This window comes from Prevotella heparinolytica (assembly GCF_002998535.1).
Taxonomy (GTDB): Bacteria; Bacteroidota; Bacteroidia; order Bacteroidales; family Bacteroidaceae; genus Bacteroides; species Bacteroides heparinolyticus.
In genome coordinates this window covers 2,002,092-2,016,936 of sequence record NZ_CP027234.1, presented here as the reverse complement: position 1 = coordinate 2,016,936, position 14,845 = coordinate 2,002,092, and the positions used below count along the sequence as shown (strand labels likewise).

Annotated in this window: 8 protein-coding genes; 2 read left to right on the top strand and 6 right to left on the bottom strand. The window is 48.2% G+C overall.

What is annotated here, in order from left to right:
- Positions 1–22: 22 nt before the first annotated feature.
- Positions 23–679: a polysaccharide deacetylase family protein gene (locus tag C3V43_RS08280; protein ID WP_106069400.1), complete on the top strand. Its 657-nt coding sequence runs from the start codon at positions 23–25 to the stop codon at positions 677–679.
- A gap of 13 nt (positions 680–692) precedes the next feature.
- Here the strand turns inward: C3V43_RS08280 and C3V43_RS08275 are convergent, their stop codons facing one another.
- From C3V43_RS08275 to kduI, 3 genes are all read right to left on the bottom strand, one after another.
- A complete protein-coding gene (locus tag C3V43_RS08275; RefSeq protein WP_106069399.1) occupies positions 693–1,925 on the bottom strand; it encodes a BT3233 family polysaccharide utilization protein in 1,233 nt (410 codons plus the stop codon).
- Positions 1,926–2,065: 140 nt separating this feature from the next.
- Complete coding sequence (locus C3V43_RS08270; RefSeq protein ID WP_106069398.1) at positions 2,066–2,869, bottom strand: gluconate 5-dehydrogenase; 804 nt, start codon at positions 2,867–2,869, stop codon at positions 2,066–2,068.
- A gap of 51 nt (positions 2,870–2,920) precedes the next feature.
- Positions 2,921–3,763 (bottom strand): 5-dehydro-4-deoxy-D-glucuronate isomerase, encoded by an 843-nt coding sequence (kduI, locus tag C3V43_RS08265; protein WP_106069397.1) that lies wholly within the window; start codon positions 3,761–3,763, stop codon positions 2,921–2,923.
- Positions 3,764–4,630: 867 nt separating this feature from the next.
- Here kduI and C3V43_RS08255 point away from each other — a divergent pair.
- Positions 4,631–7,222 carry a TonB-dependent receptor gene (locus C3V43_RS08255; RefSeq protein ID WP_106070518.1) on the top strand — a complete coding sequence of 864 codons (2,592 nt, stop codon included), beginning with the start codon at positions 4,631–4,633 and terminating at the stop codon, positions 7,220–7,222.
- A gap of 1,304 nt (positions 7,223–8,526) precedes the next feature.
- Here C3V43_RS08255 and secDF read toward each other — a convergent pair.
- The 3 genes from secDF to C3V43_RS08235 all read right to left on the bottom strand — a co-directional run bounded on the left by secDF (position 8,527) and on the right by C3V43_RS08235 (position 14,842).
- Positions 8,527–11,535 (bottom strand): protein translocase subunit SecDF, encoded by a 3,009-nt coding sequence (secDF, locus tag C3V43_RS08245; RefSeq protein WP_106069394.1) that lies wholly within the window; start codon positions 11,533–11,535, stop codon positions 8,527–8,529.
- An 82-nt stretch (positions 11,536–11,617) separates the two neighbouring features.
- Entirely contained in the window at positions 11,618–13,702 is a 2,085-nt protein-coding gene (locus tag C3V43_RS08240; protein WP_106069393.1) for a M3 family metallopeptidase, read from the bottom strand.
- A 39-nt stretch (positions 13,703–13,741) separates the two neighbouring features.
- Positions 13,742–14,842 carry an endonuclease/exonuclease/phosphatase family protein gene (locus C3V43_RS08235; RefSeq protein WP_106069392.1) on the bottom strand — a complete coding sequence of 367 codons (1,101 nt, stop codon included), beginning with the start codon at positions 14,840–14,842 and terminating at the stop codon, positions 13,742–13,744.
- Positions 14,843–14,845 lie beyond the last annotated feature (3 nt).

Sequence of the window (14,845 nt, the reverse complement as noted above, 5' to 3'; positions counted from 1 at the left end):
TAATCATTAACCGCTATCCCACGTGTTTATAGAGCAACCTCCCGAATTTATCCGCAAGCTATATTCCGGCGCCATCTGGCGGATGGACCCTAACGAAAGAGCCGTTTACCTGACTTTCGATGACGGTCCTATTCCCGGAGTGACTCCTTGGGTACTCGATTTGCTGGATAAGGATGATATCAAAGCCACCTTCTTCATGGTGGGCGACAACATACGGAAGCATCCTGAAGAGTTCCGCATGGTGGTGGAACGCGGACACCGCATCGGCAATCACACGTTCAACCATATTCGGGGATTTGAATACACGGCCGAGAAGTATCTGGGCAACACGGAGCAGGCACGCATCTTTATGGAGATGGGCGGAGACATCAACTGCAACGTGGAGAAAGTGCTCTTCCCGTTGCTGTTTCGCCCCCCTCACGGACATATGTTCGCCGCGCAATACCTGAAGCTGAAACGCTCTTACAAGATAGTGATGTGGGACTTGGTGACCCGCGATTACAGTAAGAAGCTGCGCGGCCCTCAAGTGCTGGCCAACGTGATGAGATATGCCCGAAACGGCTCCATCATCACTTTCCACGATTCATTGAAGTCGTGGTGTAACGGAAACCTGCAATACGCCTTGCCTCGTGCCATCGACTTCTTGAAAGAAGAGGGCTACGAGTTCAAGGCGCTGTAATGCGGAGACTCTTTTATTTCACCTCAACTGTTAGAGGGTTGCGTACTTTCTGCGCAAAGTCCGCCATGTAGCGGTTCCATGCATCGGCAGTCTTGATGTCTGCCCTGCTCCATGCAAAGCCCCAATAATACACATAGTCTGTACCCGGCTCATAGTGGCTGACGGCTAGTACATGCCCGTCGGCGCCATTGCGTCGCTTCTTCTCCTCGGCGGAGAAGAGCACGGTCTTGGCTTCTTTTACAAGAGCGGGGAAAGCGGCTCCCATGAATATCTTGCCGTTATCGGGGCCCGTAGTGGGGTCTACGTAAGTGATGTAACCGTTTGGCGCATCTGCCACCACGGCACCGTCTGGTTCGTGCAGCACAATGCCTGTAACCACCGGCAGAGCCTTTTTCAGGTTGGTGTAAGAGATGACGGTCTTGTTCAAGTGCGAACCGGCATCCAATGTAATCAGACGTGTCTCTATCACCGTGGTGTCGCCTTCGATGTTCAGCGGAGTGAACTCCATCTTCACCGTGAAGCGCAACGGCCCGTTGTCCAGCACCTCATGCGTCTTGTAGCACCACGGATAAACGATGGTGTCGCTCACCATCAACGCCGCCACACCGGCTCCCAGCGTGGGGCCTACCGCATAGCAGTCCATACCGAAGCCGTGGTCGATGTGATAAGAGATGGAACGCCTCAACTCATCGGCGGCCTTGGGGTCGGTTTTCCCCAGTTCGGCGATGTTGGCACGTACCTCTTTATTCACCTCTTTCTCGTATAGACTCTCCAAAATAGGTTCTGTGGTGTTGCGTTTCGTAAACAGGTCGTAACCGAAGCCGCGCTCGCCCCTTGCCTGCAAAGCCGGACCGTATGCGCGGAAAGCCACCAAGTCGTTTTCCCAAGCCATGTCGTCCATGCGCTCCGGGTATTGCCGTCCGCAAGCCCTTACCTGCACATCGGCGGGAACACCAGTACGGATGGTATAGACAGCCGAGGCATTGGCTTTCACCGCAACGGGGAAGATAAGTGTTCCGTCGTAAGTCACTTGATAGGGCACTTGTTCGCCCTCGGCGTTCAACACCACGATTTGTGCCGTATCTGACAAATTCAGCCGGGAAGATATTTCGGCCATAGACACCTCTGCCATCTCGCCGGAACGTTCCATTTCCAGCGGGTTGGTCACCGTGACGGTGACGGTCTTGTTTTCACTGCATGCCGAGCAGCACCAAACTGCCAGACATAATAAAAGAAGTTTCTTCATGGATTGAATTGTTTATCTTAAAAAAGCACGGATGACCCGGAAAAACACGGTCTCTTTATAAATAAAACCCGTGAAGTCCGTGTAATCCGTGCCTGAAAGAATATCAAAGAGGTGTGTGTTTACACACCCCGTTCTTGTTGTTATTTCGGTTGTTTGCCTATATAAGCCAGAATACCGCCGTCCACATAGAGGATATGTCCGTTCACGGCGTTCGACGCTTCCGATGCGAGGAACACGGCAGGACCTGTAAGCTCTTCCGGATCCAACCAACGGCCTGCCGGAGTTTTGGCGCAAATGAAAGAGTCGAATGGATGGCGGCTTCCGTCGGCCTGCTTTTCGCGCAGCGGAGCCGTCTGCGGAGTGGCGATGTAGCCCGGCCCGATGCCGTTGCATTGGATGTTGTATTCGCCATACTCGGAGCAGATGTTGCGGGTGAGCATCTTCAAGCCGCCCTTGGCTGCAGCGTATGCCGACACGGTTTCGCGTCCCAGCTCGGACATCATGGAGCAGATGTTGATGATTTTGCCGTGCCCTTTCTTCATCATAGCCGGCAGTACGGCCTTGGATACGATGAACGGAGCGTTCAGGTCGATGTCGATGACACGACGGAAATCGGCAGCTTCCATCTCGTGCATGGGCACACGGCGGATGATGCCGGCATTGTTCACGAGGATGTCTACCGAGCCTACCTCTTTCTCGATGCGGGCTATCATGGCCTGAACGGCCGGTTCATCGGTCACGTCGCATACGTAGCCGTGTACTTTGATGCCCTTCTCGGCATAAGCGGCCAGACCCTTGTCTACCAAATCCTGATTGATGTCGTTGAAACAGATTGTCGCACCTTGCTTTGCAAAAGCCGAAGCGATGGCAAAACCGATACCGTAAGAAGCACCTGTAACGAGGGCTACTTTACCTTCTAAAGAAAAATTCAAATACGGATTCATAATGTTAAATTATTAAGTTTAAGAATATAAGTTCAAAACGGTTCTGATGCTTTATTTCAGATCTGCAATCAGCGAGAAGTCCTGGTCGGCATAGTCCAGATTCTCTCCTCCCATGCCCCAGATGAAAGTGTAGCTGTGTGTGGCGGCTGCCGAGTGGACAGACCATTCGGGAGAGAGCACCGCCTGCTCGTTTTTCATCCAGATGTGGCGCGTTTCATCTGTTTCGCCCATAAAGTGACAGATGGCATGTTCTTGGGGCAACTCGAAATAGAAATAAGCCTCCATGCGCCGGCTGTGCACGTGCGGCGGCATGGTGTTCCACACGCTACCCGGCGCCAGTTCGGTCATGCCCATTTGCAACTGGCAGGTGGGCAGCACCTGATTGACCAGTATCTTGTTGATGTTTCGGTGGTTAGATCCTTCCAAAGACCCCATCTCGGCAACGATGGCGTCTTTTTTCGTCACTTTCCTGTCCGGATAGTTATAATGTGCTGTCAGGGAGTTGAAATAGAATTTGGCAGGATGTGAGGCGTCGTTGCTCTCGAAACTTACTTCACGGTTGCCCGAACCCAGATAGAGCGCCTCCTTGTAGTCCAGATTGAATACGGCGTCGCCCGCTTTCACCACGCCCGGTCCGCCCACGTTGAAGATTCCCATCTCGCGACGAGTCAGGAAGTAAGGTGCTTTAAGCGGGTCGATGGCTTCCAGATTCAACACCTCGCCCACAGGCATGGCACCTCCCACTATCATACGGTCGTACATGGAATATACCATATTGACTTCGTTCGGAGAAAACACCTTTTCTATAAGGAAATCGCGTCGGATTCTTTTCGTATCATAGCCTTTAACATCATCGGGATGCGCGGCATAGCGGATTTCATAGTTTGTTTTCATGATTCTGCGACATTTTATATGTTATGGATTCGACCATCAATAGTTCTTCGTTTGCGTACACGGTACAAATGTAGCAAAAGAAAACGGAGAAGTACCATAAATTTGTACCAATTATATAGCATTATCGTTCAAAGGGCTATTTCAGAAGAACGAGGACACCTATAAATGGGTATTTGCGGGAGGCTGCACACAAATTCATGTATAGTGCCGGGTAAAACCGGCATCCTTAGAATGCTATTGAATAAAGTTTAATAAACAGGTTCTAAATTACATCCTCCGATTTTCAGCACGATTACATGCTTTATAATTTCATGAAACACCTTAAGCTACGATAATAGCCCCAAGAAGAGGGATGTTGTAACAAAATTTCCAAACCAGGCCGTCTTTCTTAGCCAACCATCAGGATACAATCTCCTACCCCCGCCAGAACCCCTTCTGACAAGGGTATGGATCAGTATAGGACTGATGCCACATCAGTATACGACAGATGGTACATCAGTCGTATACTGATCTACCTTCTGTATAGGAGTGAGAAAAGACAACGCTGTTTTCTTTCTCAAAAGGAAAAGAAAAAGGACTTTTTTTGTAAAGATATTATCCTGTTCCTTTATCAACACATCATCAGGAATCAGGGTCAGTTTGTTCAATTGCTTCATTCTTCGAGATCGGCTGATAATAATTTCATGAAGAGATCGGGTATGCGTTATAATTATTCCGCCGACGGATACTTTTGCTAATTTTCAACTTGAATGATTCATTTTTTCATCAAGAAAAGTTTGCGGGAATATTTATAGTATTTAACTTTGCACCCCCCAAAAAAGCACGTATACTATACTCGTGCTTAAAAACAATAAAAATATTATCAATATGAGATTATTTAATTTAATTGTATTCTTTTGTTTGGCAACACTTTCTCTGCATGCGGAAGACTCCAATAAGAAAGTGAGGACAGATGCCAACATTGTAGGACATATCATCGAATCGGTTACGGGCGAACATGTTCCCGGAGTGAGTATTTTCATTAAAGGAACCACGATCGGGACCGTTTCCGATCATACGGGACACTATCGGTTAATGGATCTTCCGGTGGGAACCAAGACTATTGTGATGAAAGCCGTAGGTTATAAGACACAAGAACGAGATGTGGTTTTGGAGAGAACCGTTACAAAGGAAGTCAACTTTATTCTCGAAGAAGATGTTGCTGTTTTGGATGCCGTGGTCGTTTCGGCCAACCGTACGGAGACAACCCGTCGTCTGGCGCCCACGTTGGTGAACGTCATTGACGGCAAGCTATTCAGCTCTTCCAACGCTAACAACCTCTCGCAGGGACTTGCTTTCCAGCCGGGTGTACGCGTGGAGAACAACTGCCAGAACTGCGGCTTCAATCAGGTGCGCATCAACGGTATGGACGGACGTTACACTCAGATTCTGATAGATTCCCGCCCCATTTTCAGTGCGTTGGCGGGCGTATATGGTCTGGAGCAGATTCCGGTCAACATGATAGACCGTGTAGAAGTGGTGCGTGGAGGAGGTTCCGCCCTCTTCGGTTCTTCGGCCATTGCCGGTGTGCTGAACATCATCACCAAAGAGCCCACGCAGAACTCGTTTAGTCTGAATGAGTCATTGGGCTTCACCGGTATGAAGAGAATGGACAACAACCTTGCATTCAACGGTTCCATCGTGAGCGATGACCAGCGGACGGGCGCCATGTTCTTCGGACAGATGCGTACACGTAATCCGTGGGATAAAGACGGTGACGGCTTCTCTGAAATAGGTAAGATAGATTCCCGTTCGGCCGGTATTCATACATTCCTGCGTACGTCGGACTACAGCCGGTTGACAGCCGAGATACACGGTATTCAAGAGTTCCGTCGCGGTGGCGATCATCTGGATTGGCCGGAGCATGTGGCATCCGTGGCCGAACAGACCGACCACTCGATTTATAGCGGAAACCTGAAATACGACCTCCGTTCGGCCGACTCGAAACATCACTTTCAGGCCTATGTGTCGGGACAGATTGTGAATCGCAAGAGTTACTATGGCGGTATCGGTGCTTTGGATGGACTGGACGATACGGGCAATGAATATGGTAAGTTGGGATATCCCATTCCTAAAGAGTATTACGGTGAGAATGACGGTGTGACGAAAGGTCGTACTTACATGGGCGGTGTGCAATATTCATACGACTTCGACAAATTCCTTTTCATGCCGGCACAGGTATTGTTCGGGGCCGAATACACGCGGGACATGCTGAAAGATAAAATGCCCATTCGTAGCTGGACACCGGCAAAGAACGAAGACGGCACGCTGGTGAAAGACAAGAACGGAAATCTTATTCCTCTCTATCCCGAAACAGATCAACGCATCAACAACTGGAGCCAGTTTGCTCAAGTGGAATGGAAGAATGCGAGATGGAGCCTCTTGTTGGGTGCCCGCTTGGACGAACACTCTGAGGTGGATAATCCTATTGTGAGTCCTCGTGCCACTTTGCGTTTCAACCCTACTAAAGACATCAACCTGCGTGCCACTTATGCCAAAGGTTTCCGTGCCCCGCAAGTTTTCGATGAAGACCTGCACGTGGCTGTAATCGGTGGTGAGGCTAAGAAAATCACCAATATCGACGGACTGAAGCCGGAAGTAAGCCACTCGTTCAGCGTCAGCGCAGACACATATCACAGCTTCGGGGAGTTTCATATCAACCTGCTTGCCGAAGGATTCTATACTCGACTGAAAGACGTTTTCGGTGAAGAGGTGCAGGCCGACCAGCATGACGGCATCAAGCGTTACAACCGTGTCAATGGTGAAGGTGCAAAGATATTCGGTGTGAACCTTGAAACCAGAATGGCCTATCGCCGCGTGCAGTTGCAGGCCGGATTTACGTTGGCTTCAAGCAAATACGACTCTCCTCAAGAGTGGGGCGAGCGTACGACGCTGACGTCGGGAGACCAACCCGAAGTGAACGGCTCGAACTTCCAAAAAGACGCAAAAGGAGAATTCGTGAACGAGGGACAGACCGACAGAGCCATGACCCGCACACCCAATGCTTACGGTTACTTCACCTTTGGGTGGAATCCCGTCAATCCGTTGAACATTGCGCTGACCGGTACTTTCACAGGACAGATGAAAGTGCCTCATGTCATCGAGTGGGGAGCCGGATCTGCCTTGTCGGACATTGCCGCCCTCGATGCCAAGAAACGTACAGCCGTGGCAGATGCTTCGGGCGCTGCTCCTCATTGGGACGAACTGGAGACTACGCCTTCCTTCTTCGATTTGGGCGCAAAGATTTCTTACGATTTCCGGTTGTTCACTGCTACCAAGTTGCAACTGTATGCCGGATTGACGAATATCTTCAACTCTTTCCAGAAAGATTTCGATCGCGGCGCCGGACGCGACAGTGGATATATCTACGGACCTACTCAGCCGCGCTCCATTTATGTAGGGTGCAAATATAGCTTCTGATAGATTGCGAAGCTACGGATGTTTGAACTGAACTGCACACCCCAAAAGTTAGACAAAAACTTTTGGGGTGTGCTTTTATGAAGTACAGTTATGAACAACGACTTGTAATAGATGATATGTCAAGTAAAGCAGGGTGAAGCCATCGCCCATTTATCTAAGGAGTATCATATCAATACCTGAGTACACGGTATAGACGGTTGCTTTTGCTAAAGATGAGGGGCAGCATCCTATCGGGCGGATATTTCCTGAATACATCGGTTTACAGCGATTAGTCAGAAGAGAGCCTTTTACGCCGAGCACCCTCCCCCCCTGTTTTGACAGCCGCAAGCCTTTGTCGTGACAGCCACAAGTGTTTGAGCCGTCAGACACAAGCCTCTGGCAGGATAGGGTTAAATGTTTGATAACCAATAAACTTTGACTTTAAAATACAACTCTCCGGGTGAGGCTATCGACCAACTTCTTATCCCGGACTCAGGTATATCAATGAAACAGAGATATTGGCATGGGTGAGGGAATGTGGGACAAATATGGACGTTCCGGATTGGAATAACAACCACATTGCCGTCCTACGATTAAATTAAAGGAGGAAGTAATACGTATAATTCTGGAAAAGACGTTCCTTTGGCTCATGAAGAGACGAACTAAGGTCCGGTTATCCTCTCGACTTATTATTGGGGTTAAAAAAGATGGCTTGTTCCATGTTCTGCTGCCTTTTAAGCGTCTAAAAACCGCAGGCAAGTATGCTGATGAAAAAAAGGCTGTTAAATTGATTCTTATGAGCATAAAGGTGGACATGGTTATCGTTGTGTGATTGCCGAAATGCACAATCGCTGTTTACGTTAAAGCATAAGACCGTGCAGCAACTTATGGATGAGGCTTAAAAGCGAAATCCGTAAAGTCCGCTACCGCCCATACAAAGGCGAGGTCGGCAGGATAGCGCCAAATATCATCAATCGGGATTTTATTGTGGAAGCTCCAAGCCGCAAATGATGGGCGTCACACAGATAAATATCGGTTCTGTCAAACTCTATTTTTCGCCGGTCTTGGATATGTTCAATGATGAGATAATATCCCAAAATCTCTTAACTTCGAACAGATTTACGATATGCTTGACAAGGCTTTCTCACGGTTTGACTCTCTTGATGGGATTATACAGCATTCTGGTCACGGTTAAAAGGAAAGAGTCCGGTGCAATACCGAACTCTTTCAATAAACGGATGATGTCTAACTCGTTTCACTTTTGGGGTGCACTTCAAAACTCTGGCACAACCTCTTTTTTATTTATAACCTTATCGGTAATGAATTTACTTCGTTTCTTCTGTTACAACTTCTCCGGCTTTCTTATTCTTCATCAGCAGGTAAGCAACGGGAGATGCCACGAATAAAGAAGAGAGTGTGCCGAACACAACACCCAGAATCATGGCGAATGCAAAGCTGCGGATAGAATCACCACCGAGGATGAAGATACACAGCAATACGATCAATGTACTGAATGAAGTGTTGATGGTACGTGCCAACGTGGTGTTCAACGAATCGTTGAAGAGTTGGAACTTGCTGCGTTTCGGATAGAGACCGAAGAACTCGCGTACACGGTCGAAGATTACCACCTTGTCATTGATGGAGTAACCGATAGCTGTCAGGATGGCACCGATGAACGTCTGGTCGATTTCCAGAGAGAACGGCATCCAGCCCCAGCAGATGGAGTAAGCACCCAGAATAACGATAGTGTCGCAAGCTAATGCGGCAACAGAGCCGATACTGTATGCTATGTTGCGGAAACGGATCAGGATATAGATGCCGATGGCAATCAGTGCAAGTACAACCGACCAAATGGCGGATACCTTGATATCGTCTGCTATGCTCGGACCCACTTTCTGCGAACTGATGATACTACCACCGGTGTGGTTCTCACGGTCGATGAATGTTTCCAGCGTGATATTCTGAGTCAATACGGGCTTCAGAGTCTCGTACAGATATGCTTCAATTTCAGAGTCAACGTTGTTGCCTTCTTCCTCGATACGGTAGTTGGTGCTGATGCGCACTGTCTTGCCGTCTGTACCGATGGCGATAACACTTACATTGGCATCACCGAACTTGCTGGAAATCAATTCACGGATTTGTTCGGGTTCTACCTTGTTTTCAAACTGTACCTTGAAGTTACGTCCGCCGGTGAAGTCAATGCTTTGGCTCAATCCGCGAGTCATGAGGAAAGCAAGGCATACCACCACGGCCGTTCCAGTGATCGTCAGCCACAATTTGTTTCTTCCCATGAAGTTGAAACGTACATTCGCCATCAGGTTTTTGGAGATGCTTGAAGAGAATGTCAGGTTCAGCAACTTGTCTTTGCCCATGAAGTGATCATAGAACAGACGAGTCATGAATACTGCTGTGAAGAATGAAATCAAGATACCGATGATCAGTGTGGTGGCAAAACCACGAATAGGACCGGTACCGAAGTTGAACAAGATGATACCCGTGATGATAGATGTCAAGTTCGAGTCGAAGATGGCAGAGAAAGCGTTGGAATAACCGTCGGCCAATGCTTTCTTCACGCCCTTGCCGGAGCGAAGCTCCTCTTTGGTACGCTCGTAGATCAATACGTTGGCATCCACAGCCATACCGAGCGCCAAAACCATACCGGCAATACCGGACATGGTCAATGCGGCTTGGAAAGATGAAAGAATGCCCAGCGTGAAGAACATGTTCAGTACCAATGCTCCGTTGGCAACCATACCCGGAATGAAACCGTACATTGTGCACATGTATATCATCAGCAGGATCAATGCTACTACAAACGACATGATACCGGCGTTGATAGAGGCTTGTCCCAGTGACGGACCTACGATGTCTTCTTGTACGATGTGGGCGGGAGCCGGCATCTTACCTGATTTCAATACGTTGGCCAAGTCTTTTGCCTGTTCGGGAGTGAAGTGACCGGTGATCTGTGAGTTGCCGCCGGTGATTTCATTGTTTACATTGGGTGCGGAATATACATAATCGTCCAATACGATGGCGATGCTCTTTCCAATGTTCTGCTTGGTGAGCTGCGCCCAGCGACGTGCACCGTCCGTATTCATGGACATGCTTACGGCAGGTTTGCCATAGTGGTCGTATTCGTCTTTGGCATTCACCACTACATCACCTTCCAGCGGAGCTTTACCGTTGCGCTCGGTAGAGCGGATGGCATACAACTCGAAGGTCTGTGCTTTCGGGTCATATTCATAAGCCGATACTCCCCATTTCAAACGCAAGTCTTTCGGCATCTCGGCCATCACTTCCGGCATGGAGAGGTATTTGTTTATTTCAGCCGTATCTTTGGCATTGGCATAACCTGCTACGGGACCGTTGTTTGGGTTCACCTGCAAGATGGCCAACAAAGGATGCTCTTTCTTGATTTGTTCCAGGTTAGCGGTCTGTGCTTTGCTTTCGCCTTTCAGGGCTGCGGCAAGGCTATCGGCTGTAGTGGCTTGTGCCATGGCCGGTGCAACGCCTGCACTGTCAGAAGCAGTGCTGTCTGCTTCCGCCTGATCGCCGGTTTCTCTTGCCAAAATAGTGCGTAGTTTGGCATCTGCCGACTGCAAGTAAGGAGCCACGTCTTTGGCTGTGTATGTTTCCCAGAATTCCAGATTGGCAGAACCTTGCAGTAGTTTTCTTACACGTTCAGGTTCTTTGATACCCGGAAGTTCCACCATGATGCGTCCCATCTTGTCTTCCAAGCTTTGGATGTTGGGCTGTACAACGCCGAAACGGTCGATACGGGTACGGAGCACGTTGTATGAATTCTCAACCGCTGCTTTTACTTCTTCGCGCAATACTTTTTCAACTTCAGCATCGGACGACTTCTGGTTTACTTTGTCTTTCAACTGTTGGGTTGCGAACAACTCGGAGAGCTTGCCTGCCGGAGCCAGCTTGTGGTACTCCTTGATGAAGAGTGTGATAACGTCTTCCTGGCTTGTAGTAGCCAGTTTGGTGGCATTGGCCAAAGCTTGATTGAATGCTTCGTCCGTTTTGTTGTCTGCCAATACTTTGATGACGTCAGGCACAGATACTTCGAGGATGACGTTCATACCACCCTTCAGGTCCAAGCCCAAACCGATTTCCATCTCACGACAATCTTTCAGAGTCCAATTGCCAAAATACACTTTCTCATTAGCCAGAGAATCGAGGTAAGCTTGTTCCGCTCTCGCATCGCCTTTTGCGAACTCTTTTGCCTTATTGGTGTAATGGCGAGTTACAAAAGAGAAAGAGAGGTAGAATACGCACACCAGTGTGAGCAATATTGCAAAAACCCTTACAAATCCTTTGTTTTGCATGTTACTTTTAGTTTTTTATTATTGTTTTTAATTTAATTCTGCTGTATACAAGGCTGCAAATATAGTTTTTTTTTCACAATTCTTACTTCATACCGCGATTTTTTAACATCGGGTCTAATTGAGGCTCAGCGCCTCTGAAGTTCTTGTAGAGCACCATCGGGTCTTCACTGTCTCCTTTTTCCAATACATTTTGGCGGAAGAGAGCGGCGGTCTGTTTGTCAAAGATGCCGTGTTCTTTGAATGCTTCGAAAGCATCGTTGTCCAGAACATTTGCCCAAAGATAGCTGTAGTAACCTGCGGCATAACCTCCGATGATGTGGTTGAAGTAGGTGGTACGATAACGCGGTGCGATTTGGGGTATCAGGCCGAGTCGTTCCATTGCTTCTTTCTCATAAGCAACTACGTCGATTCCTTCGGTATTTTTCAGGTTGTGCAGGTTCATGTCGAGAATGGCTGCCGCCAATAGTTCGGTCGTTATGAAGCCTTGGTTGAAAGTCTGCTGGTTGAGGATCTTTCCAATCAGGGTGTCGGGAATTACCTCGCCGGTCTGGTAGTGCTTGGCGTATATTTTCAAAACTTCGGGTTCGGTGGCCCAATGTTCGTTGATTTGGGAAGGAAGTTCCACAAAGTCGCGTGCCACATTGGTGCCGGAGGTTCCTTTGTATTGGCATTGGGTCAGCAATCCGTGCAAGGCATGGCCGAATTCGTGGAACAAGGTTTCCACTTCGTCGATGGTGAGCAGAGAAGGGGTATCGCCTACGGGTTTGGTGAAGCTGCACACATTGCATATCAATGGACGTATGTTTCCTTGTTGTTCGCGATAGTTGTTCATCCAAGCACCGCCTCTCTTTCCGGAGCGCGGAAAGTAGTCTGCATAGAAGATGCCCAATTGTGAGCCGTCCTGGGCTTTTACTTCGAAAACTTCCACGTCAGGATGATAAACCGGAATATTGTCGAGTTTGGTCAGCGTGATGCCATACAGCTTGTTGGCTACATAGAAAGCGCCGTCGCGCACGTTGTCAAGTTTGAAGTAAGGCTTGATTTCGGACTCTTCCAGATTGTATTTCTCTTTGCGCAGTTTTTCGGTGTAGTACCACCAGTCCCATGCTTCCAGTTTTTCGCCTTTGCCCTCTTTGTCCATCAAATTTTGCAGTTCGGATGCTTCAGCTTTTGCTTTGGGCAGTGCGTAACCCCATAAATTGTTGAGGAAATCCATTACTGTGGTGGCGTTCTTTGCCATTTTGTTCTCCAGAACGAAGTTGGAGTAGCAGTCGAAGCCCAGCAGTTGTGCTTTTTCAAGTCTCAGGCTTATGATTTCGCTGATGATTTTCTTATTATCGTTTTTATCATTATTGTTGCCGCGGTTGATATAAGCTTTGTAAATCTTCTCGCGCAACAGGCGGTTGGCGGCGTATTGCAGGAAAGGCAGGCGGCTGGCGTTGTGCAGGGTGAACAACCATTTGCCTTCTTGTCCGGCGGCCTTTGCCTCTTCGGCGGCACTTTGGCAGAACCATTCGGGCAGACCGGCCAGATCTTCTTTCTTGTCGACAAACAATTTAAAGTCGTTATTCTCATTCAGGATATTATTGCTGAAGGTAATGCCGAGCGTGGAAAGCTGTTTGTTGATTTCGCGCAAGCGATTTTGCTTGTCGGCCGGGAGATTGGCTCCGGAACGGACAAAACCTTTGTACGTTTTTTCTAAGAGCCTCTCTTGTTCGCGGCTCAGGCCGAGCGACTCTTTCTGTCGGTAAACTGCATCTATTTTCTTAAAAAGTTCCTGGTTGAGCGAAATGTTATCCTCATGCTCGGCCAGCTCCGGAGCCAGTTTAATAGAGAGGGCCGTCAATTTGTCTGTGGTTTCGGCCTCTGTCAGGTTGTGGAATACACCACCCACACGATCCAGTATTGGTGAACTATTGTCGAGAGCAGCAATGACATTTTCGAAAGAAGGGGTCTCCGTATTGTCAATAATAGCTTGGATGTTGGCATTCTGTTCCTCCATTCCTTTCCGGAATGCGGGTTCATAATGTTCCAACTTGATTTTATCGAAAGGCGGTACGCCATTCGGGGTTTGAAACTCGGAAAGGAACGGATTGCTATCCGTCTTAGTGGCACAGGAGTACATCATACAACTTGTTGCTAAAATTAGAATACTCTTCTTTAACATTGTTTTCTTGGTATTAAATCGTTATTATTCTTTTGTTTTTTACTTTTCTTTGCTGATATAGCACCATATAGGGTAATGGTCGGAGACTTTGATAGAACGGTCTACGGTGCAATTATAAGCTTTCAGGTTCTTGCTTGTCAAGATATTGTCTATCCGGAAATAGAACTTATTTTGATTATAGGATATGCCTAACCCTCGCCCTGATTGGATGAACGCATCATCCAACCCTTGACTGATGACGCGGTGTGTGTAGGAGATGGGAGTATCATTGAAATCGCCGCAGACAATGATGGACGCATGCGGTGAGGAGGCTATTTCCTTTGCAATGGTGTCGGCTTGTGGGGCACGGATGGCGGATGCTTCTGCCAGCTTGCGTATCAATAGGCGTATGCCATGTTTCACTTTTTCCTTCTCGGGTGCCTTGAGCATGTCTTCATAGACGACCTTATCGGCTTGGGTCAGTTTGTTGGACTCCAGATGATTGTTGATAAGGGTAATGGTGTCTTCGCCGATCTTCACTTCGTACAATACCGAACCATTGTATCCGCTGACATAGTCTAATACCCGTGAAGAGAGAATGGGATATTTGGAATAGCAGGCTATTTTATTGGTAAATCCTTTCCCGCTGCCTATCGGGTGAATGGCATGGTATGGATATGCCTTGAGTGCCTTCTCCACATCCTTTTGTGAAAGATGGCGAGCCGATTCCATCGTGGCGTATTCTTGCAGACAAAGTATATCGGCATTGCTCTCTTTCAGGTAAGTCAGTATCGGATTCTTGCCATCTTGTTTGGTGGTACCATCGAATCCCATGATGTTGTAAGACAAAAGTTTTATGCTCCCTTCGGGTAGTTGGTTTGTGTGGAAATTGATGGGCAGGTAGGCGCGTATTTGCGAATAGCACAACAGGAAGCCCAGCAAAGGCAGCAATGCCGACTTGTAATGCTGTATGATCAGCCAGAAGACGAGGAATCCTCCGTTTATCACTACGAAGACGGGGAATATAAGCCCCAGACACGATTCTGCCGGATGAGCCACCGGCTGAATGTGCGGACTGTAGGCGGTAAAGAGCAACAGACCTGTGAATAAGGCATTGACCGCCAGAATCAGAAGGGCTACGAGATTTCCTAAATGCTTCACTTC

What these genes read in the sequence shown, in the direction of transcription:
- C3V43_RS08275 (WP_106069399.1), bottom strand. Translation starts at nt 1,925, where the DNA reads ATGAAGAAACTTCTTTTATTATGTCTGGCAGTTTGGTGCTGCTCGGCA.
- C3V43_RS08270 (WP_106069398.1), bottom strand. Translation starts at nt 2,869, where the DNA reads ATGAATCCGTATTTGAATTTTTCTTTAGAAGGTAAAGTAGCCCTCGTT.
- kduI (WP_106069397.1), bottom strand. Translation starts at nt 3,763, where the DNA reads ATGAAAACAAACTATGAAATCCGCTATGCCGCGCATCCCGATGATGTT.
- C3V43_RS08255 (WP_106070518.1), top strand. Translation starts at nt 4,631, where the DNA reads ATGAGATTATTTAATTTAATTGTATTCTTTTGTTTGGCAACACTTTCT.
- secDF (WP_106069394.1), bottom strand. Translation starts at nt 11,535, where the DNA reads ATGCAAAACAAAGGATTTGTAAGGGTTTTTGCAATATTGCTCACACTG.
- C3V43_RS08240 (WP_106069393.1), bottom strand. Translation starts at nt 13,702, where the DNA reads ATGTTAAAGAAGAGTATTCTAATTTTAGCAACAAGTTGTATGATGTAC.